A 22,482-nucleotide genomic window follows, 5' to 3' on the forward strand; every position below is an offset into this window, starting at 1 on the left:
GCCGGCATCGGCATCGACGCCCGCCTGCTGGACTACACCGAACACACCATGAGCGAAGGCGCCTCCGCGCAAGCCGCCTCGTACATCGAGTGCGCGATCGACGGCCGCGTCCTGTGGGGCATCGGCATCGACGCCAACACCACGCGAGCCTCGCTGAAGGCGGTCATCTCGGCCGTCAACCGCGCGGGCCGCTGATCCTCCCCCCGGCCTCGTACGGAACCCCGCTCCTCCTCCCGGAGGGGCGGGGTTCCGCCGCGTCCGGGCCGCCTCAGCGGGCCAGGTAGCCGCCGTCCACCGGCAGCACCACCCCGGTGACGAAGGAGGCTGCGTCCGAGGCGAGGAAGGCGATCACCCGGGCCACCTCCTCCGGCTCGCCGATCCGGCCCATCGGATGGGCGCGGGTGATCTCCGCCAGGTACTCCGGCCCGCCGGGCTCGTCGTCGAGCGCCCGCACCCGCTCCGTCCGGATGGTTCCGGGCGCGACGGCGTTGACCCGGATCCCGTGCGCCGCCCACTCCACCGCGAGGTGCTTGGTCAGCCCAGAGGCCACGAACTTCGCCGGCCCGTACGCGGCCTGCCGGGCCTGGCCCGCCAGCCCCGAGATGGACGACAGGCACACCAGCGCCCCGCCGGACGGCTCCTGGGCGGTCATCGCCTCGATGGAGTACTTGCAGGTCAGGAACATGCCGCGGCCGTCCACCGCCATCACCCGGTCCCAGTCGGCGGCACTGGTCTCCCGTACATCCGAAAGAGGGATCACGCCGGCGTTCGCCACGCTGACGTCGAGCCGCCCGAACGCGGCGACCGCCGCCTCCACCATGGCCCGGTTGGCCTCCGGATCCGAGACGTCACCGGTCACCACCTCGACCCCGAGGCCTTCCGCGGCCAGTTCCGTACGCAGGGCCGCCAGGCCCGGGGCATCGATATCGGCCGCGGTGACCCGGGCCCCGGACCGGGCCAGCAGCAGGGCGGTGGCCCGCCCGATACCGCTCGCGGCACCGGTCACCAGACAGGACTTGTCCTTCACGGTCCAGAGGGTACGGATTGAGGGGGCGCAGATCGGCCAACTCCGGGCGCCCCACGATGTTGTCTTGTCACACGACTGACGCACGGTCATGGATGTGGCTAACATCACGCCAGCGCGGCGATGTTGCCGCGGTGCTACGGAGGTGGGACGTGCTGCCAGTTCGGGGTGGGACCGGCCGGAAGCTGAAGGTCTGGGGCATCCGTACCGCCTGGAACACCGTGAGCGACGGGGAGTTCTTCTGTCCCGGCTGCGGCGGTGACCGGAATTACCGCCGGCGCACCGGGCGCCGAAGGTTCGCCGTCCTCGGCGTGCCCGTGCTGCCGCGCGGCCATGTCGGGCCGGTCGTCGAGTGCGCCGGCTGCCGCGACCGGTTCGCCACCGACGTCCTGGACCACCCCACCAGCAGCCGCTTCTCGGCGATGCTGCGCGACGGGGTGCACACGGTCGCGCTGGCCGTCCTCGCGGCCGGCGGCACTTCCTCGCGCAGCGCCCTGGACGCCGCCGTGGGCGTCGTACGGTCGGCCGGCTTCCAGGACTGCACCCAGGAGCAGCTGGCGGCTCTGGTCGAGACGCTGACCTCGGACACCGGGCGGCTCCCCGGCCTGTACGACGGGCCCGAATGCTGCGGGGCGGCCCTGTCCATCGAGCTGCACGAGGCGCTGGAGCCGCTGGCCCCGCACCTGGCTGCCGCGGGACGGGAGTCCGTACTGCTGCAGGGCGCCCGGATCGCGCTGGCCGACGGCCCGTACACGCCGGCCGAACGCGAGGTGCTGGCCACCGTGGGCGCCGCCCTCCGCCTCGACTCCGACGAGGTCTCCCGCCTGCTGGCCTCGGCCCGCACCCCGTCCTGAGCCGCGCGGGGCTCGCCCCGCCCGGGAACAGATGGCCATATAGCGGGCGCACGGCAGGTAACGATCCGGCCTCGCGGGGTCTGTGAAGCCTTCGTGAAGTGCCCGTCGGATCGACGGAAGAGATCCATCCGGGCTCGGTGGAACCGCCAATCCGATGCCCGGAATCTCCCGATGCCGTTTGCGGATTCGAATCCGCGTTCGCTGCGTTCCTGCAGCTCAGGGGTTCGTCACTTCGCGAGCGTGTGGCCTGAAACAGATCATCGGGCCGAGGTGCCCCGTAGCGCGTCGCGACGGCGTCCGCCAGTGGAGAAATCTACAGATCCAGCCTCGCCGGGCCTCAACACTTTGTGGAAGTCGACGATAGGTGTGGCTCCCCCCACAGGCGTTCAATTCCGGTCACACGAAGAGACGCCTGCTGTAACACAGCGGGGCTTCGATCACGTGATTGCACTGACAACCCTGGCGGAACCACGCACCACGAACCGCGCCTGGCCAGGGATAACCAGATCTCCTCTCATTTACCTACCTCCCTGAAGGGCAAGGCAGAGATGGCACGTGTCGCCGCCCGGCTTTCCGCCAATGGAGAGCAGAGCTCGCACCCGGTCGACGAGGTGCTCCCCCTCCCCAAGCTCGCGCTGTACGGCTTCCAGCACGTACTCGCCTTCTACGCCGGCGCGGTGATCGTCCCGATCATCGTCGGCAACGCGCTGAAGCTGAGCCCGGAACAGCTGGTCTACCTGATCAATGCGGACCTCTTCACCTGCGGTATCGCCTCGATCATCCAGGCCTGGGGCATCGGCCGGATCGGCGCCCGGCTCCCGCTGATCCAGGGCGTCACCTTCACGGCCGTCTCTCCGATGATCGCCATCGGCCTCGGGGCGGGCGGCGGCACCGCCGCCCTGCTGGCGATCTACGGCGCGGTCATCACGGCCGGCCTGGCCACCTTCGCCTTCGCCTGGCTCCCCGCCAAGGCCTTCCGGGCCGTCATGCGACTGTTCCCGCCGGTCGTCACCGGCACGGTGATCACCGTGCTCGGCATCGTCCTGCTGCCGGTCGGCCTCAACGACGCGGCCGGCGGCCTCGGCAGCCCCGACTTCGGCGACCCGAAGAACTTCGCCTACGCCGGCGGCACGATGCTCTTCATCCTCGTCCTGATGAAGCTCGGCCGGCCCTTCCTGTCCAGCATCTCCATCCTGCTCGGCCTGGTCGGCGGCACCGCGGTCGCCTTCCTGCTCGGCGACGCGAAGTTCGGCGACGTCGGCAACTCCGACTGGATCGGCATCACCACCCCCTTCCACTTCGGCGCCCCGAAGTTCGAGTGGTTCCCGATCCTCCTGATGCTCATCGTCATGCTGATCACCATGGTCGAGACGACCGGTGACACCTACGCCGTGGGCGACATCGTCGGCAAGGAGGTCGACAGCGAGACCGTGGCCCGGGCCCTGCGGGCCGACGGCGCCGCCACCGCCCTCGGCGGCGTGCTCAACTCCTTCCCGTACGTCGCCTTCGCAGAGAACGTCGGCCTGGTGCGGATGACGAAGGTGAAGAGCCGGTTCGTGGTCGTCGCCGCCGGTGTCTTCATGATCATCCTGGGTCTGCTGCCCAAGGCGGCCGCGATCGTCGCCGCCGTCCCGCACGGGGTCCTCGGCGGCGCCGCCACCGTCATGTTCGGCATGGTCGCCCTGGCCGGCATCCAGACCCTGGCCAAGGTGGACCTGAAGGAGGAGAAGAACGCGCTGGTCGTGGGCATCTCCCTGGCCTTCGCCCTGCTGCCCGCCACCGTCCCGGTGCTCTTCACCACCAAGCACATGGACGCGGACCTGGCCTCGCTCCTCAACAGCGGTGTCACCCTCGGTGCCACGGCCGCCATCGTCCTCAACCTGGTCTTCAACGGGCTGGGCAAGGACGACGCCCACGGCCCCAGGATCGCGATCCCGGCCCCCGCGGCCGCCCCGGCCGAGGCTGTGGCCGCGGCCGCAGCCGACGAGGAGACCGAGGCCAAGACGGAGGCGAAGGCCGAGGCCAAGGCGGAGATCAAGGCCGAGGTCGGAGCCAAGGCCGCCGGCAAGGCCGAGGCCGACGCTCCCGCAGCAACCGCGGACGCAGAATCCCCGGACGCGGCCGCCGACGAGGCCGGAGACGCCGACGAGGCGGGCGAGACCGCCAAGACCCCGGCCGGCTGAACTGCCGAAGAGGTGACGGCCCCCGCCCGGACCTCGTCCGGGCGGGGGCCGCCGCTGTCTCCCGCCGCCGGCGGGAATTGGCCATAAGATCCACTTCTTCTGACCCATTCCCATCGGACGATCGGATCCCTTTCCATGCGCATGCGCGCACTCGGCCGCATAGCCGCGGCGACCGCCCTGGCGGCACTCACCTCCCTGCTGGGCACCGGCAGCGCCCAGTCCGCCGACTACGCGCTGCGGACCGCCGACTTCACGGTGCCCACCGCGCCCGCGGCCGTCTTCAACAACCCGCAAGCCGGCAAACCGGACGAGATCAAGAACCACCTCATCGACCTGATCGACCGCGCCGAGCCCGGCACCGTGATCAAGGGATCGATGTTCTCGTTCACCGACGAGGAGACCCGGGCCGCGCTGGTGGCCGCCTACCACAGGCAGGTCAAGGTCCAGCTGATCGTCGACAGTCATGCGCTGAAGGCCGTGGAGGAGGACTGGCTCTCGAAGACCAACTCCGACAAGGACCTGGACGGTAGCGAGGTCGCGGACCTCTACGCCGTGCTCGGCGGGGACCGGGGCAAGGACTCCTTCGTCTACGTCTGCCCCCGCAACCGGGGCTGCATCGGAGCGCGGAGCGAGGCGGAGATAGGCAAGTCCCCGTTCAACCACAACAAGTTCTTCATCTTCGAGAAGGTCGCGGGCGTTCCGAACCTGGTGTTCCAGTCCTCGGCCAACCTGACCGGCCTCCAGCGGACGAAGTACTTCAACAACGCCGTCACGATCCCCAGCAAGGGCCTGTACGACGTGTACGACCACTACTTCGCCGACCTCCAGTCGTACTCCACGGACGCCAATGGGCATTCCGATTACTACAACCACACGCACGAGACGGCCGTCCCCTACACCTACACCAGCGGGGCCGGCCCCAAGGTGGCGGGTCCGTACGCGGCGTACTTCTTCCCGCGCCAGGAGGGCTCGTTCCCGAACGACTCGATCCTGGACGTGCTCGCTCCGGTCACCTGCGGCACCAGCGAGAACCGGACCAAGATCCGCGTGGCGATGTACGCCTTCACCCGCGCCGCGGTCGCCGACCGGCTCCTCCAGCTCCGCAAGCAGGGCTGTCACGTGTACGTCTTCGTGTCCAACGAGCCCGGTGGCCTCGGCACCGAGGTGGCTGCGAAGCTGAAGGAGGGCGGCATCATCGGCCTTGCCGCCTGTGACACGGAGGGCTACAACCTCCACTCCAAGTACATGATCATCGAGGGCACCTACGACGGCCAGGCGGACAAGTCGCTCGTCTTCACCGGCAGCCACAACTACACCAACCCCTCGCTGCGGGGCCACGACGAGACCGTGCTGAAGATCGACGACTACACGGTGTACTCGCAGTTCGAGCACAACTTCGACGACGTCCTCAGCGGCCTCAAGGAGAAGAACGGCATCTGCACGGAGATGCCGTAGTCCGCCGGCCCCATTGCCCCGCAGCCGTGCGGGACAATGGGGCCATGAGTCTGTTCCGTGATGACGGCATCGTGCTGCGCACCCAGAAGCTGGGTGAGGCGGACCGCATCATCACGCTGCTGACCCGCGGCCACGGCAGGGTGCGGGCCGTGGCCCGCGGGGTGCGCCGGACCAAGTCCAAGTTCGGCGCCCGGCTGGAACCTTTCTCCCACGCCGACGTGCAGTTCTTCGCCCGCGGCAGCGAACTGGTCGGCCGCAGTCTCCCGCTCTGCACCCAGACCGAGATCATCGCCCCGTACGGCAACGGCATCGTCACCGACTACGCCCGCTACACGGCCGGCACCGCCATGCTGGAGACCGCCGAACGCTTCACCGAGAACGAGGGCGAGCCCGCCGTCCAGCAGTACCTGCTGCTCGTCGGCGCCCTGCGCACCCTCGCCCGCGGCGAACACGAGCCGCACCTCATCCTCGACGCCTTCCTGCTGCGCTCCCTGGCCGTCAACGGATACGCGCCCTCTTTCGAGGACTGCGCCAGGTGCGGCATCCACGGCCCCAACCGGCACTTCTCCGTCGCCGCCGGCGGAGTCGTCTGCGGCGACTGCCGGGTTCCCGGCAGCGTCGTACCCTCGACGGAGGCCATCGCACTGCTCAGCGCCCTGCTGACCGGCGACTGGGCACACGCGGACGCCTGCGAGGCGCGCCACGTGCGGGAGGGGAGCGGACTGGTCTCCGCCTATTTGCACTGGCATCTGGAGCGCGGGCTACGCTCCTTGCGATACGTCGAGAAATAGGAGCTGGGCACATGGCACGACGCGGGATTCTGGGACGCCCCCGCCGCGACTACAAGCTTCCCGAGCCGCACCCGTCCGGTGAGCGCCCGCCGAAGATCCCCGGCGAGCTGGTCCCGAACCATGTCGCGATCGTCATGGACGGCAACGGCCGCTGGGCCAAGGAGCGCGGACTGCCGCGCACCGAGGGCCACAAGGTCGGCGAGGGCGTGGTGCTCGACGTGCTCAAGGGCTGCATCGAGATGGGCGTCAAGAACCTGTCGCTGTACGCCTTCTCGACGGAGAACTGGAAGCGCTCGCCCGACGAGGTGCGCTTCCTGATGAACTTCAACCGCGACGTCATCCGCCGCCGCCGCGACGAGATGGACGAGCTGGGCATCCGCATCCGCTGGGTCGGCCGCATGCCGAAGATGTGGAAGTCGGTCGTCCAGGAGCTCCAGATCGCGCAGGAGCAGACCGTCAAGAACGACAAGATGACGCTGTACTTCTGCGTGAACTACGGCGGCCGCGCGGAGATCGCGGACGCGGCGCAGGCCATCGCCCGCGATGTGGCGGCCGGCAAGCTCGACCCGTCGAAGGTCAACGAGAAGACCTTCGCGAAGTACATGTACTACCCGGACATGCCGGACGTGGACCTCTTCGTCCGCCCCAGCGGCGAGCAGCGCACCTCGAACTACCTGCTCTGGCAGAGCGCGTACGCGGAGATGGTCTTCCAGGACGTGCTGTGGCCGGACTTCGACCGGCGCGACCTGTGGCGGGCCTGCCTGGAGTACGCCCAGCGCGACCGCCGCTTCGGCGGGGCCGTCCCGAACCAGCTCGAGGGTCCGGGCGCGGCAGGGTAGCCTCCCGTGGCATGAACACGGGGGAGATCGTTTTCGAGTACCGGCCGACGGCCGAGGACTACCGGACGGCGTTGCGGGCTTGGTCCTCCGGGACCTGGCCCGGCCGGCGGGCCATGGTGCTGCCGGCCGTCATGTCCGTCACTGGTGTGGTGGTCTATGGGCTGCTGCGCGGTTTCGATCCGGTCATCGGCAGCATCGTCACCGCGGTGGTGCTGACCACCGCCACGGTGGGCGCCGTCCGTGCCCCCGGCCGGATCGCCCGCGAGAGCTTCGCGAACATGGAGCCCCACGGGGACTCCCGGACGGTGCTGGGCGAGACCGGCATCGTCATCACCGGCGGCGGGCCGGACCGCACCGTCTTCGACTGGCAGGGCGGCCCGGGGTGGTACCACGAGACGCCCGGGCTGTTCGTGCTGACCAAGAACAAGGGCCGCACCTTCCTGGCGCTGCCCAAGCGCGGCGCGGCCGACCCCGCCGATGTGGACCGGGTACGGGAGCTGCTGGACCGGAACCTGAAGCGGATCTAGTCTGCGGCGGCGGCGCAGTCCGCGCAGGTGCCGAAGATCTCCACCGTGTGGGCGACGTTCACGTAGCCGTGCTCGGACGCGATCGACTCGGCCCACTTCTCCACGGCCGGGCCCTCCACCTCCACGGCCTTGCCGCACTTGCGGCAGACCAGGTGGTGGTGGTGCTCGCCGGTCGAGCAGCGGCGGTAGACGGACTCGCCGTCGCTGGTGCGCAGTACGTCCACCTCGCCGGCGTCGGCGAGGGACTGGAGCGTCCGGTAGACGGTGGTCAGGCCCACGGAAGCGCCGCGGTGCCTGAGCATGTCGTGCAGCTCCTGGGCGCTGCGGAACTCGTCCACCTCGTCCAGGGCAGCCGCCACGGCGGCCCGCTGCCGGGTGGACCGTCCTCGTACTGGCGCGGTGCTCGTCTCGCCAGGCGCAGTCGCCACCGGTTCCTCCTCGTATCGGCCTCGGAGCCATTGTGCCAGGCGCCCGGGGCTTCCCTCCTAGACCTTCACGTCGTCCTGGGTACAGAGCTGCTCGGCCGCGTGGGCCGCGTGGGCGCGGCGCCGGGCCAGCGGGGTGGACACCACGGTCATCACCAGGAACACGGCGATGGCCAGCAGGACGATGGTGCCGCCGGACGGGGCGTCGATGTAGTAGGTGGTGACCGTTCCGGTCAGCGAGACCAGGACGCCGATCACCATGGCCACGGACAGGGTGGCGGTGAACCCGCGGGTGACGCGCTGCGCGGCCGCGACCGGGATCACCATCATGGCGCTGACCAGCAGCAGGCCCACGATGCGCATGGCGACGGTGACGGTGACCGCCGCGGTGACCGCGATCAGCAGGTTCAGGACGCGCACCGGCAGGCCGGTGACCCGGGCGAATTCCTCGTCCTGGCAGACGGCGAACAGCTGCCGGCGCAGGCCCACGGTCACCGCGATCACGAACGCCGCGAGGATCACCACGGCGGTGACGTCCTCGGCGGAGACGGTGGTGATGGAGCCGAAGAGGTAGCTGGTCAGGTTGGCGGTGGAGCCGCCCGGCGCCAGGTTGATGATCATGACGCCGCCGGCCAGGCCGCCGTAGAAAAGCATCGCCAGGGCGATGTCCCCGCTGGTGTTCCCGCGCGAGCGGATTAGTTCCATGCCGACCGCGCCGATGATGGCGACCAGGGTGGCCATCCAGATGGGGCTGGTGTTGAGCAGGAAGCCGAGGGCGACACCGGTCATGGCGACATGGCCGATGCCGTCGCCCATGACCGCCTGCCGCCGCTGGACCAGGTAGGTGCCGATGGCGGGTGCGGTGAGGCCGACGAGTACCGCCGCGAGCAGGGCCCGCTGCATGAAGGCGTAGTTCAGGAGGTCCATCAGCTCAGCAGTCCCGTCCGGAGCGGCTCGGCGTCGTGCGCCGCATGGGGGTGTACGTGGTCGTGGCCGGGCAGGGCGTGCTGCCCGACGGCCTCGGGGGGCGGCCCGTCGTGGACCACGCAGCCGTCGCGGAGGACGACGGCCCGGTCGATCAGCGGCTCCAGCGGCCCGAGTTCGTGCAGCACCAGCAGGATGGTGGTGCCGGCCGCGACCTGCTCGCGCAGGGCGCCCGCGAGGACCTCCTGGTTGGCGAGGTCCACACCGGCCATCGGCTCGTCCATGATCAGCAGTTCGGGCTCGACGGCGAGCGCGCGGGCGATCAGGACGCGCTGGTGCTGGCCGCCGGAGAGGGCGTTGACCGAGGCGCTTGCGTACGCGTCCATGCCGATCAGGGCCAGGGCCCGGTCGACGGCCTCGCGGTCGGCCTTGCGCAGCACGCCGAAGCGGGAGCGGGCCAGCCGGCCGGCGGTGACGACCTCGCGGACGGTGGCGGGGACTCCGCTGGCGGCGGTGGTGCGCTGGGGCACGTATCCGATCCGCGACCAGTCGCGGAACCGCTTGAAGTCGGTGCCGAAGAGGGACAGCTCGCCGTCCGTCAGCGGGACCTGGCCGACGACGGCGCGGACGGCCGTCGACTTGCCGGAGCCGTTGGCACCGAGCAGGGCGACGACCTCACCGCGCCGGACGGTGAGGTCGACTCCGCGCAGCACGGGGCGCGAGCCGAGCGAGGCCGTGGCCCCGCGCAGGGATATGACAGGCTGCTCCGCTGCCGCGGCGGCCGTCGTGGGCTGCATGGCTCGCGCCTCCGTTACTGCCATTACTTGGTCCCGAGCGCCTTCTGGAGGTTCTTCAGGTTGGACCGCATGACCTCGAAGTAGTCAGCGCCCTGGGACTTGTCGGTGATTCCCTCGAGCGGGTCGAGGACATCGGTCTTCAGCCCCGTGTCCTGGGCGAGGGTCTTGGCGGTCTTGTCGCTGGCCAGGGTCTCGAAGAACACGGTGGAGACATTGTCCTTCTTCGAGACGGCCTGGAGTTCCTTCATCCGGGCCGGGCTCGGCTCGGACTCGGGGTCGACCCCGGAGATGCCCTCCTGGTCGAGGCCGTAGCGCTCGGCGAGGTAGCCGAACGCGGAGTGGGTGGTGATGAAGGTCTTGGTGGCGGTGTTCTTGAGACCGTCCTTGAACTCCGTGTCGAGCGCGGCCAGCTTGGCGGCCAGCTCGTCGGCGTTCTTCTTGTAGTCGGCCGCGTGGTCCGGGTCGGCCTTGGACAGGGCCGCGCCGACGCCCTTGGCGACCTCGGCGTACTTCACCGGGTCGAGCCAGATGTGCGGGTCCGCGCCGGCTTCGCCGTGGTTGTGGCCGTCACCCTCCGCGTGCTCTTCGTGGCCCTCCTCGCCCTCGTGGGCCTGGCCGGAGGTGCCGTGCTCCTCCAGCTCGGTGAGGGTGGCGGCGTCCACGGTGTTCTTCACGCCGGACTGGGCGACGGCCTTGTCGACGGCGGGCTGGAGGGACTTGAGGTAGAGGATCACGTCCGCTTCGCCGAGCTGGGCGGTCTGCTTCGGGGTGATCTCCAGGTCGTGCGGTTCGACGCCCGGCTTGGTCAGGGTGCCGACGGACACGTGCTCCTTGCCGATCTGCTCGGCGAGGAACTGCATCGGATAGAACGACGCCACGACGTCGAGCTTGCCGTCCTTGCCGTCGCCTGCGGCAGTGGCTCCCGAGCAGGCGGTGAGGGCCGTGGCGCCGAGGGCGACGGCTCCGGCGAGGGCGGCGGTGGGTATCAGGCGTCGTGCGTTCATGACATCCATTTTCATCAAAGATGGAAACCGTTGTCAAAAACCCTGGTGAGAGGTCCGGGGGCGGGCCGGAGAAGGGGGATCCGATTTGAAAGGGGAGGGTCGGGCGCCGGTAACCTAAAGGCTTCGCCGTTCGTCCTCGTAATGAAGAGAGCACCGTGGCCGCCGACAAGATCGACACCATCGTCAGCCTGAGCAAGCGCCGTGGCTTCGTCTACCCGTGCAGCGAGATCTACGGCGGCTCCAAGGCCGCCTGGGACTACGGACCGCTGGGTGTCGAGCTCAAGGAAAACATCAAGCGCCAGTGGTGGAAGGCCATGGTGACCGGCCGTGAGGACGTCGTCGGTCTCGACTCCTCCGTCATCCTGGCCCCCGAGGTCTGGGTGGCCTCCGGTCACGTCGCGACCTTCTCGGACCCGCTGACCGAGTGCACCTCCTGTCACAAGCGTCACCGCGCCGACCACCTCGAGGAGGCGTACGAGGCCAAGCACGGCCGCCTGCCCGAGAACGGGCTCGCCGACATCAATTGTCCCAACTGTGGCGTGAAGGGCCAGTTCACCGAGCCCAAGCAGTTCTCCGGCATGCTGGAGACGCACCTCGGCCCGACCCAGGACACCGGCTCCAAGGCGTACCTGCGTCCCGAGACCGCCCAGGGCATCTTCACCAACTTCGCCCAGGTGCAGCAGACCTCGCGCAAGAAGCCGCCGTTCGGCATCGCGCAGATGGGCAAGTCCTTCCGGAACGAGATCACTCCGGGCAACTTCATCTTCCGGACCCGCGAGTTCGAGCAGATGGAGATGGAGTTCTTCGTCAAGCCGGGCGAGGACGAGCAGTGGCACGAGTACTGGATGAACGAGCGCTGGAACTGGTACCGCGACCTCGGCATCCGCGAGGAGAACATCCGCTGGTACGAGCACCCGAAGGAGAAGCTGTCCCACTACTCGAAGCGCACCACCGACATCGAGTACCGCTTCAACTTCGGCGGCAGTGAGTTCTCCGAGCTCGAGGGTGTGGCCAACCGCACCGACTTCGACCTCAAGGCCCACTCCGAGGCCTCCGGCCAGGACCTCACCTTCTTCGACCAGGACGCCGGGGAGCGCTGGACCCCCTACGTCATCGAGCCGGCGGCCGGTGTCAACCGCGCCATGCTCGCCTTCATGCTCGACGCGTACATCGAGGACGAGGCCCCGAACGCCAAGGGCGTCATGGAGAAGCGCACCGTGATGCGCCTCGACCCGCGCCTGGCCCCGGTCAAGGTCGCCGTCCTGCCGCTGTCCCGCAACCCGCAGCTCTCCCCGAAGGCCAAGGGCCTCGCGGACGCCCTGCGGAAGAACTGGAACATCGAGTTCGACGACGCGGGCGCCATCGGCCGCCGCTACCGCCGCCAGGACGAGATCGGTACGCCGTTCTGCGTCACCGTCGACTTCGACACCCTGGACGACAACGCGGTGACCGTCCGCGAGCGCGACACCATGAAGCAGGAGCGCGTCTCCCTGGACCAGATCCAGTCCTACCTGGGCGGCCGCCTGATCGGCTGCTAGGCAGCAGGCACGCAAGACGAGACCGGTGGCCCGGTGCGCGAGACGCGCACCGGGCCACCGGTCGTTTTTCCCTCGGTATTCAGGCCCGCAGGCCCCGGATCACCAGGGTGCTGACCGCCTCGAACTCGGCGGTGATGGACGGGGACAGCCAGTCCGCCGCGTACTGCGGGTCGTGGAAGCGGGCGGTCGCGTCGAAGACGGCCCGGGCGGCGGCCGGGACGTCGGGGGCGGCGAGGGTGCCGGAGGCGACGCCCTCGCCGATGATCCGGGCCAGCTGGCCGATCATCTCCTCCAGATGCGTCTCCACCACCCCGCTGTTCTCGGCGAGCAGCACGGTGTACGTCGCGAACAGTTCGGGATCGTCCCCGGCCTTGTGCCGCTTCGCCTCGAAGAGGGCCTCCAGCCAGGACTCCAGCCGGGCCGGGGCGGGCTCGGCCGCCGCGGAGGCGATCTCCTGCAACCGGACGACCGTCCGCCCTAGCCAGCGGTCGGTGACCGCTTCGCGCAGGGCCGCCTTCGACGGGAAGTGCCGGTACACGCTGCCGTGGCTCACGCCCAGGGCGCGCGCGACGTCCACCACGGTGGCCTTGGCCGGCCCGTAGCGGCGCAGCACCTCCTCGGTGGCTTCGAGGATGCGCTCGGGGGTCAGGGGCTCGGCGGCTGCGGGTGGCATGAGTACGACCGTACAGCCGGGTCAGTGCTCGCTGTCGAGGTGGGCCATCTGGGCCTGCGGGTAGCGCTCGCCGGCGGCCGCGTCCGCCGGAACGGCCTCCTCGATCGCGGCCAGGTCGGCGGGGCTCAGGGAGACCTCCAGGGCCCCCAGGGCCTCGGACAGCCGGTCCCGGCGGCGGGCGCCGACCAGCGGCACGATGTCCTCCCCGCGGGAGAGCACCCAGGCGATGGCTGCCTGCGCCACGCTCACGCCCTTCTCCTCGGCGACCTTGCGCAGGGCCTCGACCAGGTCGAGGTTGTGCTGCAGGTTGGCGCCCTGGAAGCGCGGGCTCATGCCCCGGAAGTCGCCGGGGGAGAGCAGCCGGTCCCGGCTGAAGTGGCCGCTGATCAGGCCCCGGGACAGCACCCCGTACGCCGTCACGCCGATGCCCAGCTCGCGGGCGGCCGGCAGGATCTCCTGCTCGATGCCGCGCGAGATCAGCGAGTACTCGATCTGCAGGTCGGCTATGGGGGCGACGGCGGCGGCCCGGCGCAGGGTGTCCGCCCCGACCTCGGAGAGGCCGATGTGCCGGACGTGCCCGGCCTGGACGGCCTCGGCGATCGCGCCGACCGTCTCCTCGATCGGGACGGCCGGGTCGACCCGGGCGATCCGGTAGATGTCGATGTGGTCCCGGCCCAGCCGCTGCAGCGAGTACGCCAGGAAGTTCTTCACGGCCTCGGGGCGGCCGTCGTATCCGGTGAAGCCTCCCTCGACCGTGCGCAGGGCGCCGAACTTGACGCTGGTGAGGGCCCGCTCGCGGGCCGCCGCGGGGGCGCTGCGCAGAGCCTCGCCGATCAGCAGCTCGTTGTGCCCCATGCCGTAGAAGTCGCCCGTGTCGAGCAGGGTGACGCCCGCGTCCAGGGCGGCGTGGATCGTGGCGATCGACTCGGTGCGGTCGGCCTCGCCGTACAGCGCGGACATGCCCATGCAACCGAGACCCAGCGGGAAGACGGCCGGGCCGGTGGTGCCGAGGGTGCGGTGCGGGGTGCTCAGGTTCGTGGTGGTCATGCAACGAGGATGACATGACGGATGACAGATTTCAATATCTGTCATCCGTCATGTGTTCTGCCGGGTCGCCGGCTCGCCGGACCGGTCAGGCGGAGAGGGTGCGCAGGACGAGGGAGGCTGCGGCGAGCAGGCCGAGCACCAGCGCGGGAGCGAGGGCCTTGTCCCCGGCCCGTACGTGGGCGGTCACCGCGCCGATGAAGAACAGGACCACGCCGATGGCGGCCGCGATGCCCAGCGGCGCCAGCCAGATCCCGGCCACCAGGCCGACCGCCCCGGCGGCCTTGACGGCGGCCAGTCGCGGCAGCCAGGCCTCGGGGACCTGCACGTTCTGCATGTTGGTGACGATCTGCGGGTGCCGCGTGGCGGTCATGGTCGCGGAGCCGGTGAGGGCGAGGGCCAGGAGTGAGGTCACGGCGACGAAGGCGATGAACATGAGGAGCTCCAATGGTCGTAAGCGTTGAACCATTGAATAGCATCAACGATCGGTGGAGTGCAATTGTTTCCCGGCTGATACGGTGCTGGTATGACGACAGCTCAGGACAACTCGGACCCCATGCAGCGACTGGGTTTGCAGCTGGCCTGGCACGGTTCGCTCACCGAGGCGCGGATCCGCCGTGCGCTCGGCGCCGCGGGACTCACGCCCCGGCACGCCATGACGCTCATGCACCTCGACGGCGGCCCGGTCGGCCAGCGGGTGCTCGCCGAGCGGCTGGAGGTGGACCCGAGCGTGCTCGTCGGGATCCTGAACGACCTGGAGGGCGAGGGCCTGGTCGAGCGCCGCCGCGACCCCGCCGACCGGCGCCGCCACATCGTCGCGATCACCGACTCGGGCTCGGCCGCCCTGGACCAGACGAATGCCGCGCTCGACGAGGTCGAACGCGGCATCTTCGCGGGGCTGACCGAGCAGGAGTGCGAGGTGCTCCGCGGGCTGCTCGGCCGGGTCAACTCCGCCACCGAGGACTTCGAGTGCCGGGAGTAGTCCGGCCCGCCGCCCAGCCCCTTCGCCCGGACGCCTCCGCCTAGCAGGCCCTTCGCCCAAGCCCTCTGCCTGGACGCCTCCGCCCAAACCCTCCGCCCGGACGCCTACGCCCAGGCCTCTCCGCTCACACCGGCCGGCTGCCGGCGGCCGGCGCCGGGCTGGCCTTCGGCTCCAGCTCCGCCGCGGTCCGGGCCGCCGTCTCCCGCGCCCAGCGTCCGCTGGTCAGCAGGCCGAGGACCAGGACCGCCGCACCGCAGACCGTGATGATCCACCAGCCGGGCCGAGCCGCCGCGCTGAAGTCGCCGCCCCGGGCCAGCCCCGCCGCCAGCACCGCGCCGATCACCGCCACGCCCAGCGCGCCGCCGGTCTGCCGGCTGGTGGAGGCGATCGCCGCCGCCACCCCGGCCTGGGAGCGCGGCATACCGGAGACGGCCGTGTTCGTGACCGGCGAGTTGACCATGCCGAAACCCACCCCGAACAGCACGTACCCGGTGAGCAGCAGCGGGGTGGACGTCTCGGCGGACAGGACGGCGAACATCAGACCGCTCCCGCCCATCGCCACCCCCGCCACCACCAGCGGCAGCCGCGGCCCCCGGGTCGCGACCAGCCTGCCCGAGAGCGGCGCGAAGAACAGGGTCGGCGCCGCCAGCGGGACCATGTACAGCCCGGCGTGCAGGGCGTCCAGACCGCGGACCTCCTGCAGGTAGAGGGTGTTCAGGAAGAGGAACCCGGACAGCGCGGCGAAGGTGCAGATCGCGATCACGTTCGCACCGCTGAACGGGGCGCTCCGGAAGAATCGGAGGTCGATCAGCGGGTCCTCCCGCCGTGGCTCGTACACCAGCAGCCCGACCAGGGAGGCCACGGCGGTCAGGGCGCACCCGAGGATCAGCGGCGAGGTCGGGCCGGCCGACGGGGCCTCGATGATCGCGTAGGTCAGCGAACCCAGCATGGCCATGATCAGCAACTGGCCCACCGGGTCCGGGCGCCGCGGCCGGTCCGCCCGCGATTCGGGGATGTGCCGGACGGTCAGCACCAGGGCGGCCAGGCCGATCGGCAGGTTCACCCAGAAGATGGACCGCCAGCCGATGGAGTCCACGAGCAGCCCGCCGATCAGCGGGCCCGCGGCCATCGAGACGCCCGCGACCGCACCCCAGACACCGATCGCCCGGGCCCGTTGCGCCGGTTCGGTGAAGGTGTTGGTGATGATCGACATGGCGACCGGGTTGAGCATGGCCGCACCCACCGCCTGCACCACCCGGAAGGTGATGAGCCAGCCGAGGGTGGGGGCCAGCGAGCAGAGCAGCGAGCCCGCCGTGAAGGTCACCAGGCCGGCCAGGAAGACCTTGCGGCGGCCGATCCGGTCGGCCGTGGAGCCGGCCAGCATCAGCAGCGAGGCCATGCCCAGGGTGTAGGCGTCGATGGTCCACTGCAGGCCCGCCACCGAGGCGTGCAGCTCGCGCCGCATCTCGGGGAGGGCCACGTTCAGGACGGTGTTGTCGAGGCTGACGATGAGCAGACTCATGCAGCAGATCGCCAGGACGAGCATGCGATGCCGGTGACTCACCTCGTGCATGCCGCCGACAGTACGGCCAACCGGCAACTGCGGCATGCGCGACAATGGGGGGATGACCACGCTCCCTCCCGCCCTCGCGATCGGCCCGCACACCGTGCAGCCGCCGGTGGTGCTCGCGCCGATGGCCGGCATCACCAATGCCCCGTTCCGCACCCTCTGCCGCGAGTTCAGCGGCGGCAAGGGGCTGTTCGTGAGCGAGATGATCACGACACGGGCGCTGGTCGAGCGCAACGAGAAGACCATGCAGCTGATCCACTTCGACGAGACGGAAAAGCCGCGCTCGATTCAGCTGTACGGGGTGGACCCGGTCACCGTCGGCAAGGCCGTCCGGATGATCGTCGAGGAGGACCTCGCCGATCACATCGACCTGAACTTCGGCTGCCCGGTCCCCAAGGTCACCCGCAAGGGCGGCGGCTCGGCCCTGCCCTACAAGCGGAACCTGCTCCGCGCCATCCTCAAGGAGGCCGTCTCCGGGGCCGGCGACCTGCCGGTCACCATGAAGATGCGCAAGGGCATCGACGACGACCACCTGACCTACCTGGACGCGGGCCGGATCGCGGTCGAGGAGGGCGTCACGGCCATCGCCCTGCACGGGCGCACCACCGCCCAGCACTACGGCGGGACCGCCGACTGGGAGGCCATAGCGCGGCTCAAGGAGCACGTCCCGGAGATCCCGGTCCTCGGCAACGGGGACATCTGGTGCGCCGAGGACGCCCTGCGGATGGTCCGCGAGACCGGCTGTGACGGCGTGGTGGTCGGCAGGGGCTGCCTGGGCCGCCCCTGGCTCTTCAACGACCTGGTGGCCGCCTTCGAGGGCCGTACGGACGACTACACGGCTCCGGGGCTGCGGGAGGTCGCGGCGGTCATGATCCGCCACGCCACCCTGCTGGGGGAGTGGATCGGGGACGAGGCCCGCGGGGTGATCGACTTCCGTAAGCACGTGGCCTGGTACCTCAAGGGCTTCTCGGTCGGCTCCGAGATGCGCAAGAAGCTGGCCGTGACCTCCACCCTGGCCGAACTCGATGCTCATCTGAGCGAGCTCGACCTGGACCAGCCGTGGCCCGAGGATGCCGACGGCCCGCGCGGCCGGACGTCCGGAAACAACCGGGTTGTCCTGCCGGACGGGTGGCTCAAGGATCCGTACGACTGCGCGGGCGTGAGCGAAGAGGCCGAGCTGGATACGTCCGGCGGCTGAGAATCCGGCCCACGAGCGGCGTGAGATACACCACGCATGGGTGGGGTTGCGCTCAGATGAGCGCGTAGATCACGGATAAGACTTCCAAAGGGTGGCACTGGGTGCCACCCTTTGTGTGTTCAAGAGTTGAACGCAAATGTATCGATGATCGCTCATCCGAGCGACGACACGCCTCACCTGACACTTTTTCCTTCGGGTTGTGAAAGCTCTTGGTAGGTTTCAGCTACTCGTTGGTTACTTTCGATCTGGTGGCGCACGGGTGGTTACAGCCACATGACGACCAAGTGGACGTACCCAGAAGCCTTCGATCTGGGTATGTTCCTCGCCGTCAGGGCAGCCACCGAGTCCTCGAGGAGTCGAGACCCGTGTCGGAAAACAAAGATCAGAAGTTCGTCTACGACTTCACCGAGGGCAACCGGGACCTCAAGGACCTTCTCGGCGGCAAGGGGGCCAACCTCGCCGAGATGACCAACCTTGGTCTCCCCGTCCCGCCCGGCTTCACCATCACCACGGAGGCCTGCAAGGTCTACCTGGAGAGCGGCGAGGCTCCGGCCGCGCTGCGCGACGAGGTCAGCGCCCACCTGGACGCCCTCGAGCAGAAGATGGGCAAGAAGCTCGGCCAGTCCGACGACCCGCTGCTGGTCTCCGTCCGGTCCGGTGCCAAGTTCTCCATGCCCGGCATGATGGACACGGTCCTCAACATCGGCCTCTCGGACGCGTCCGTGAAGGGCCTGGCCAAGCAGGCCGGCAACGAGCGCTTCGCCTGGGACTCGTACCGCCGCCTGATCCAGATGTTCGGCAAGACCGTCCTGGACGTCGACGGCGAGCTCTTCGAGGAGGCCCTCGAAGAGGCCAAGGCCGCCAAGAAGGTCACCGTCGACACCGACCTCGACGCCGCCGACCTGAAGAAGCTCGTCACCCGCTTCAAGAAGATCGTGGCCAAGGAGGCCGGCCGGGAGTTCCCGCAGGACGCCCGCGAGCAGCTCGACCTCGCCGTCTACGCGGTCTTCAACTCCTGGAACACCGACCGCGCCAAGCTCTACCGCCGCCAGGAGCGCATCCCCGGCGACCTGGGCACCGCCGTCAACATCTGCTCCATGGTCTTCGGCAACCTCGGCCCGGACTCCGGCACCGGTGTCGCCTTCACCCGTGACCCCGCCAGCGGCCACCAGGGCGTGTACGGCGACTACCTGCAGAACGCCCAGGGCGAGGACGTCGTCGCCGGTATCCGTAACACCGTGCCGCTCGCCGAGCTGGAGTCGCTCGACAAGAAGTCGTACGACCAGCTCATGGGCATCATGGAGACCCTCGAGACGCACTACAAGGACCTGTGCGACATCGAGTTCACCATCGAGCGCGGCCAGCTGTGGATGCTGCAGACCCGGGTCGGCAAGCGCACCGCCGGTGCCGCCTTCCGGATCGCCACCCAGCTCGTCGACCAGGGCCTGATCGACGAGGCCGAGGCCCTCCAGCGGGTCACCGGCGCCCAGCTCGCCCAGCTGATGTTCCCGCGGTTCGACGAGGACGCGAAGACCCAGCTGCTCGGCCGCGGCATCGCCGCCTCCCCGGGCGCGGCCGTCGGCAAGGCCGTCTTCGACTCGTACACGGCCGTCAAGTGGTCGCGTTCCGGCGAGAAGGTCATCCTGATCCGCCGCGAGACCAACCCCGACGACCTGGACGGCATGATCGCCTCCGAGGGCATCCTGACCTCGCGCGGCGGCAAGACCTCGCACGCCGCCGTCGTCGCCCGCGGCATGGGCAAGACCTGCGTCTGCGGCGCCGAGGAGCTCGACGTCGACACCAAGCGCCGCCGGATGACCACCTCCGAGGGCACGGTGATCGAAGAGGGCGACGTCGTCTCCATCGACGGCTCCACCGGCAAGGTCTACCTCGGCGAGGTAGGGGTCGTACCGTCCCCGGTCGTCGAGTACTTCGAGGGCCGGATGCACGCGGGCGCCGACGACGCCGACGAGCTGGTCGCCGCCGTGCACCGGATCATGGCGTACGCGGACCGGGTCCGCCGGCTCCGGGTGCGCGCCAACGCCGACAACGCCGAGGACGCGCTGCGGGCCCGCCGCTTCGGCGCCCAGGGCATCGGCCTGTGCCGCACCGAGCACATGTTCCTCGGCGAGCGCCGCGAGATGGTCGAGCGCCTGATCCTGGCGGACACCGACGGCGAGCGCGAGGAGGCACTCAGTGCCCTCCTGCCGCTGCAGAAGAAGGACTTCATCGAGCTGTTCGAGGCGATGGACGGCCTGCCCGTCACCGTCCGCCTGCTCGACCCGCCGCTGCACGAGTTCCTGCCCGACATCACCGAGCTGTCGGTCCGCGTCGCCCTCGCCGAGTCCCGCAAGGACGCCAACGAGAACGACCTGCGCCTGCTCCAGGCCGTGCACAAGCTGCACGAGCAGAACCCCATGCTGGGTCTGCGCGGCGTCCGCCTCGGCCTGGTCATCCCCGGCCTGTTCGCCATGCAGGTCCGGGCGATCGCCGAGGCCGCGGCCGAGCGCAAGAACGCCAAGGGCGACCCGCGTGCGGAGATCATGATCCCGCTGGTCGGCACCGTCCAGGAGCTGGAGATCGTCCGCGAGGAGGCCGACCAGGTCATCGCCGAGATCGAGGCCGCCACCGGCACCAGCCTCAAGCTGAGCATCGGCACGATGATCGAGCTGCCGCGGGCCGCGCTGACCGCCGGTCAGATCGCCGAGGCGGCCCAGTTCTTCTCCTTCGGCACCAACGACCTGACCCAGACGGTGTGGGGCTTCTCCCGCGACGACGTCGAGGCCAGCTTCTTCACCGCGTACCTGGAGAAGGGCATCTTCGGGGTCTCGCCCTTCGAGACCATCGACAAGGACGGCGTCGGCTCCCTGGTCCGCAGCGCCGTCCAGGCCGGCCGGGCCACCCGCCCCGACCTCAAGCTCGGCGTCTGCGGCGAGCACGGCGGCGACCCGGAGTCCGTCCACTTCTTCCACGAGGTGGGCCTGGACTACGTCTCCTGCTCCCCGTTCCGCATCCCGGTGGCGCGCCTGGAGGCCGGCCGCGCCGCCGCGGAGGCGAAGGGCTCGGACAGCCGCTGACCCCCACAGCCGCTCCGACAGCTGCTTCCGACAGCTGACCTCCGACTGCGCCTGCCCCCGGGTTACCTGACCTCCCGGGGGCGGGCGCAAGCCATTTTTTGTTGTTCAACGACTTTTACGTCAGCAGGCGGTGGACGGATCCCCACCCGTCCACCGCCTGCTGTCAATCTGCCGGGCACGTCGGCGCTTCCCGGTGCGACCGACCGCCAGGCCCCGCAAAGCCCCCCACGGCCTTCGCGGAGCGTTTCGGTCGCGCCGGAGTGTGCCCGGCGGAGTACAGGATTTCGGTTGTCACGCCTCTGCCGAAAGGGGTTTCAACTGTGGCCGAAAGGGCGTGGTGACGTCGTGTGACGGCATGCATACTCGTGGGGCGGGGGGATTGCGGTTGCACAGGTGGGGGTTCGGTGCTGCGTATCCATTTCACTGGAGTGGACCTGGCACGCGTACGGATGGCAGGGCGTCCCGATGCGTTGTGGGAAACGATTCTCAGCTTTCACCGGTTAAGGGACCGGCGTGACGCCCGGTTGTTCGGTGAATGGCGTACGGAAACACGGAGCCGGTTGAATAGTGAAACACGGCTCCTCGGAGCGCTCATACCGAGTCGCGGCTATTTCCCCGATTTCCTGACCCCGGTCGAGGGACAGTACGGATGGGACGTCGGCCTCGACGCGCTGCGCGGCATTCGCGCGGACCGGCTGCGTCGCGAGCTGACGCTGGTCGGGGGCGGCGCGGGAGCGCCGCTGCCGCAGCGGCTGCGGGAGTTCGCCGACGGCGGCACCCAGCAGCTGCCCCGGCTCCTCGGCGAGCTGCGCGGCTACCACCGGGCGGCGGTGGAGCCGTACTGGACGCACATCCAGGCCCAGATCGAGGCGGAGCGGGCCGCCCGCGGCCGGGCGCTGCTCGACGGCGGGGCGGACGAACTGCTGGCCTCGCTGCCGCCGATGCTGAGGTGGCGGGCGCCGGTGCTGGAGTGCGACTACCCGGTGGACCGGGACGTACGGCTGCGGGGGCGCGGGCTGCTGCTCCAGCCGTCGTTCTTCTGCCGGCGCACCGCCGTCACCCTGCACGACCCGGAACTGCCGCCCGTACTGGTCTATCCGGCGGCCGCGGAGCTGGCGTCCGCGCCGACGGGAGCCGACGTGGTGGGGCGGCCGGCCGGGCTGGACGACCGGCGGGTCCGGACCCTGGGGAAGCTGGTCGGGCACACCCGGTCGGTGGTGCTGCGGGCGATCGGCGACGGCGCGACCACCAGTGAACTGGCCCGCCGGGCCGGGGTGTCGCTGGCTTCGGCGAGCCAGCACGCGTGTGTGATGCGGGAGGCGGGGCTGGTGACCACGCTGCGGCGGGGGAACGCCGTGCTGCACACGGTGACGCCGTTGGGTGCGGCCCTGCTCAAGGGTGGGGCTGTGGCGTCCTGACGCGGTCGTCTGTGACGCGGTCGTCTGTGACGCGGTCGTCTCGTGACGCGGCCGCACCCCGGCGGGGGATGAACCCCGCCGGGGTGCGGCCGGTGGTGCCGTGCGGCGCCGTTGCCGGGGGGGGCGGGCCCCGCGCCCCCGCCCCGCGAAAGCCCGCGG

At 69.9% G+C, this 22,482-nt stretch carries 21 protein-coding genes; 12 read left to right on the forward strand and 9 right to left on the reverse strand.

Annotated features, from left to right (window positions below):
- Window positions 1-195 (forward strand): alpha-isopropylmalate synthase regulatory domain-containing protein (locus AB0447_RS34915; RefSeq protein WP_366480971.1); only part of this gene is annotated, 195 nt, incomplete at its 5' end.
- Between the two features lie 73 nt (window positions 196-268).
- Here the strand turns inward: AB0447_RS34915 and AB0447_RS34920 are convergent.
- Entirely contained in the window at window positions 269-1,027 is a 759-nt protein-coding gene (locus AB0447_RS34920; RefSeq protein ID WP_366480973.1) for an SDR family NAD(P)-dependent oxidoreductase, read from the reverse strand.
- 182 nt (window positions 1,028-1,209) lie between these two features.
- Here AB0447_RS34920 and AB0447_RS34925 point away from each other — a divergent pair, with 182 nt between their 5' ends.
- The 6 genes from AB0447_RS34925 (at window position 1,210) to AB0447_RS34950 (ending at window position 7,673) form a co-directional block, all read left to right on the forward strand.
- Window positions 1,210-1,878, forward strand: coding sequence for a TerB family tellurite resistance protein (locus tag AB0447_RS34925; RefSeq protein WP_366480994.1), 669 nt, complete (start codon window positions 1,210-1,212; stop codon window positions 1,876-1,878).
- Window positions 1,879-2,426: 548 nt separating this feature from the next.
- A complete protein-coding gene (locus AB0447_RS34930) occupies window positions 2,427-4,061 on the forward strand; it encodes a nucleobase:cation symporter-2 family protein (protein ID WP_366480975.1) in 1,635 nt (544 codons plus the stop codon).
- Window positions 4,062-4,196: 135 nt separating this feature from the next.
- Window positions 4,197-5,516, forward strand: coding sequence for a phospholipase D-like domain-containing protein (locus AB0447_RS34935; protein ID WP_366480976.1), 1,320 nt, complete (start codon window positions 4,197-4,199; stop codon window positions 5,514-5,516).
- Window positions 5,517-5,560: 44 nt separating this feature from the next.
- Window positions 5,561-6,307, forward strand: a complete 747-nt coding sequence (gene recO, locus AB0447_RS34940; protein WP_366480977.1) for a DNA repair protein RecO — start codon at window positions 5,561-5,563, stop codon at window positions 6,305-6,307.
- Window positions 6,308-6,318: 11 nt separating this feature from the next.
- Window positions 6,319-7,146, forward strand: coding sequence for an isoprenyl transferase (locus tag AB0447_RS34945; protein ID WP_366480978.1), 828 nt, complete (start codon window positions 6,319-6,321; stop codon window positions 7,144-7,146).
- 11 nt (window positions 7,147-7,157) lie between these two features.
- Window positions 7,158-7,673, forward strand: coding sequence for a hypothetical protein (locus AB0447_RS34950; RefSeq protein WP_366480979.1), 516 nt, complete (start codon window positions 7,158-7,160; stop codon window positions 7,671-7,673).
- Here AB0447_RS34950 and AB0447_RS34955 read toward each other — a convergent pair.
- Genes AB0447_RS34955 through AB0447_RS34970 form a run of 4 tightly spaced genes read right to left on the reverse strand, consistent with a single transcriptional unit; the run spans window position 7,670 to window position 10,823 of the window.
- Window positions 7,670-8,101 (reverse strand): transcriptional repressor, encoded by a 432-nt coding sequence (locus AB0447_RS34955; protein ID WP_366480980.1) that lies wholly within the window; start codon window positions 8,099-8,101, stop codon window positions 7,670-7,672. The two genes, AB0447_RS34950 and AB0447_RS34955, sit on opposite strands and share 4 nt — an antisense overlap.
- 57 nt (window positions 8,102-8,158) lie before the next feature.
- A complete protein-coding gene (locus AB0447_RS34960; protein ID WP_366480981.1) occupies window positions 8,159-9,025 on the reverse strand; it encodes a metal ABC transporter permease in 867 nt (288 codons plus the stop codon).
- On the reverse strand, window positions 9,025-9,819 hold the full coding sequence (locus AB0447_RS34965) for a metal ABC transporter ATP-binding protein (RefSeq protein ID WP_366480982.1): 795 nt from the start codon (window positions 9,817-9,819) through the stop codon (window positions 9,025-9,027). Before AB0447_RS34965 ends, AB0447_RS34960 begins: the two co-directional genes overlap by 1 nt.
- Window positions 9,820-9,842: 23 nt before the next feature.
- Window positions 9,843-10,823, reverse strand: coding sequence for a metal ABC transporter substrate-binding protein (locus AB0447_RS34970; protein ID WP_366480983.1), 981 nt, complete (start codon window positions 10,821-10,823; stop codon window positions 9,843-9,845).
- A 155-nt stretch (window positions 10,824-10,978) separates the two neighbouring features.
- On the opposite strand from AB0447_RS34970, the gene AB0447_RS34975 reads away from it, so the two are divergent.
- A complete protein-coding gene (locus AB0447_RS34975; protein WP_366480984.1) occupies window positions 10,979-12,361 on the forward strand; it encodes a glycine--tRNA ligase in 1,383 nt (460 codons plus the stop codon).
- A gap of 79 nt (window positions 12,362-12,440) precedes the next feature.
- Here AB0447_RS34975 and AB0447_RS34980 read toward each other — a convergent pair whose 3' ends face one another.
- From AB0447_RS34980 to AB0447_RS34990, 3 genes are all read right to left on the reverse strand, one after another.
- The gene (locus AB0447_RS34980) at window positions 12,441-13,034 is read right to left on the reverse strand and encodes a TetR family transcriptional regulator (RefSeq protein ID WP_366480985.1); all 594 of its coding nucleotides are present in this window, start codon (window positions 13,032-13,034) and stop codon (window positions 12,441-12,443) included.
- Between the two features lie 21 nt (window positions 13,035-13,055).
- On the reverse strand, window positions 13,056-14,081 hold the full coding sequence (locus AB0447_RS34985) for an aldo/keto reductase (protein WP_366480986.1): 1,026 nt from the start codon (window positions 14,079-14,081) through the stop codon (window positions 13,056-13,058).
- Window positions 14,082-14,166: 85 nt separating this feature from the next.
- Window positions 14,167-14,514, reverse strand: a complete 348-nt coding sequence (locus AB0447_RS34990; RefSeq protein WP_366480987.1) for a DoxX family protein — start codon at window positions 14,512-14,514, stop codon at window positions 14,167-14,169.
- 90 nt (window positions 14,515-14,604) lie between these two features.
- Here AB0447_RS34990 and AB0447_RS34995 point away from each other — a divergent pair, with 90 nt between their 5' ends.
- Window positions 14,605-15,060 (forward strand): MarR family winged helix-turn-helix transcriptional regulator, encoded by a 456-nt coding sequence (locus AB0447_RS34995; RefSeq protein ID WP_366480989.1) that lies wholly within the window; start codon window positions 14,605-14,607, stop codon window positions 15,058-15,060.
- Between the two features lie 124 nt (window positions 15,061-15,184).
- On the opposite strand, the gene AB0447_RS35000 is transcribed toward AB0447_RS34995, so the two are convergent.
- Window positions 15,185-16,633: an MFS transporter gene (locus tag AB0447_RS35000; RefSeq protein ID WP_366480990.1), complete on the reverse strand. Its 1,449-nt coding sequence runs from the start codon at window positions 16,631-16,633 to the stop codon at window positions 15,185-15,187.
- A gap of 34 nt (window positions 16,634-16,667) precedes the next feature.
- Between AB0447_RS35000 and dusB the strand changes: the two genes are divergently transcribed.
- The 3 genes from dusB to AB0447_RS35015 all read left to right on the forward strand — a co-directional run bounded on the left by dusB (window position 16,668) and on the right by AB0447_RS35015 (window position 22,323).
- Window positions 16,668-17,828 carry a tRNA dihydrouridine synthase DusB gene (gene dusB, locus AB0447_RS35005; RefSeq protein ID WP_366480991.1) on the forward strand — a complete coding sequence of 387 codons (1,161 nt, stop codon included), beginning with the start codon at window positions 16,668-16,670 and terminating at the stop codon, window positions 17,826-17,828.
- 365 nt (window positions 17,829-18,193) lie between these two features.
- On the forward strand, window positions 18,194-20,905 hold the full coding sequence (gene ppdK / locus AB0447_RS35010) for a pyruvate, phosphate dikinase (RefSeq protein ID WP_366480992.1): 2,712 nt from the start codon (window positions 18,194-18,196) through the stop codon (window positions 20,903-20,905).
- A gap of 404 nt (window positions 20,906-21,309) precedes the next feature.
- Window positions 21,310-22,323: a helix-turn-helix domain-containing protein gene (locus AB0447_RS35015; RefSeq protein ID WP_366480993.1), complete on the forward strand. Its 1,014-nt coding sequence runs from the start codon at window positions 21,310-21,312 to the stop codon at window positions 22,321-22,323.
- Window positions 22,324-22,482: the final 159 nt, after the last annotated feature.

Origin of the sequence: Streptomyces sp. NPDC051211 (assembly GCF_040689505.1) — a bacterium.
Lineage (GTDB): Bacteria > Actinomycetota > Actinomycetes > Streptomycetales > Streptomycetaceae > Streptomyces.

Excerpts from the sequence above, each read along its gene's own strand:
- AB0447_RS34930 (WP_366480975.1), top strand. The coding sequence starts at position 2,427 with ATGGCACGTGTCGCCGCCCGGCTTTCCGCCAATGGAGAGCAGAGCTCG.
- AB0447_RS34935 (WP_366480976.1), top strand. The coding sequence starts at position 4,197 with ATGCGCATGCGCGCACTCGGCCGCATAGCCGCGGCGACCGCCCTGGCG.
- recO (WP_366480977.1), top strand. The coding sequence starts at position 5,561 with ATGAGTCTGTTCCGTGATGACGGCATCGTGCTGCGCACCCAGAAGCTG.
- AB0447_RS34945 (WP_366480978.1), top strand. The coding sequence starts at position 6,319 with ATGGCACGACGCGGGATTCTGGGACGCCCCCGCCGCGACTACAAGCTT.
- AB0447_RS34950 (WP_366480979.1), top strand. The coding sequence starts at position 7,158 with ATGAACACGGGGGAGATCGTTTTCGAGTACCGGCCGACGGCCGAGGAC.
- AB0447_RS34960 (WP_366480981.1), bottom strand. The coding sequence starts at position 9,025 with ATGGACCTCCTGAACTACGCCTTCATGCAGCGGGCCCTGCTCGCGGCG.
- AB0447_RS34965 (WP_366480982.1), bottom strand. The coding sequence starts at position 9,819 with ATGCAGCCCACGACGGCCGCCGCGGCAGCGGAGCAGCCTGTCATATCC.
- AB0447_RS34970 (WP_366480983.1), bottom strand. The coding sequence starts at position 10,823 with ATGAACGCACGACGCCTGATACCCACCGCCGCCCTCGCCGGAGCCGTC.
- AB0447_RS34980 (WP_366480985.1), bottom strand. The coding sequence starts at position 13,034 with ATGCCACCCGCAGCCGCCGAGCCCCTGACCCCCGAGCGCATCCTCGAA.
- AB0447_RS34985 (WP_366480986.1), bottom strand. The coding sequence starts at position 14,081 with ATGACCACCACGAACCTGAGCACCCCGCACCGCACCCTCGGCACCACC.
- AB0447_RS34990 (WP_366480987.1), bottom strand. The coding sequence starts at position 14,514 with ATGTTCATCGCCTTCGTCGCCGTGACCTCACTCCTGGCCCTCGCCCTC.
- AB0447_RS34995 (WP_366480989.1), top strand. The coding sequence starts at position 14,605 with ATGACGACAGCTCAGGACAACTCGGACCCCATGCAGCGACTGGGTTTG.
- AB0447_RS35000 (WP_366480990.1), bottom strand. The coding sequence starts at position 16,633 with ATGCACGAGGTGAGTCACCGGCATCGCATGCTCGTCCTGGCGATCTGC.
- dusB (WP_366480991.1), top strand. The coding sequence starts at position 16,668 with ATGCGCGACAATGGGGGGATGACCACGCTCCCTCCCGCCCTCGCGATC.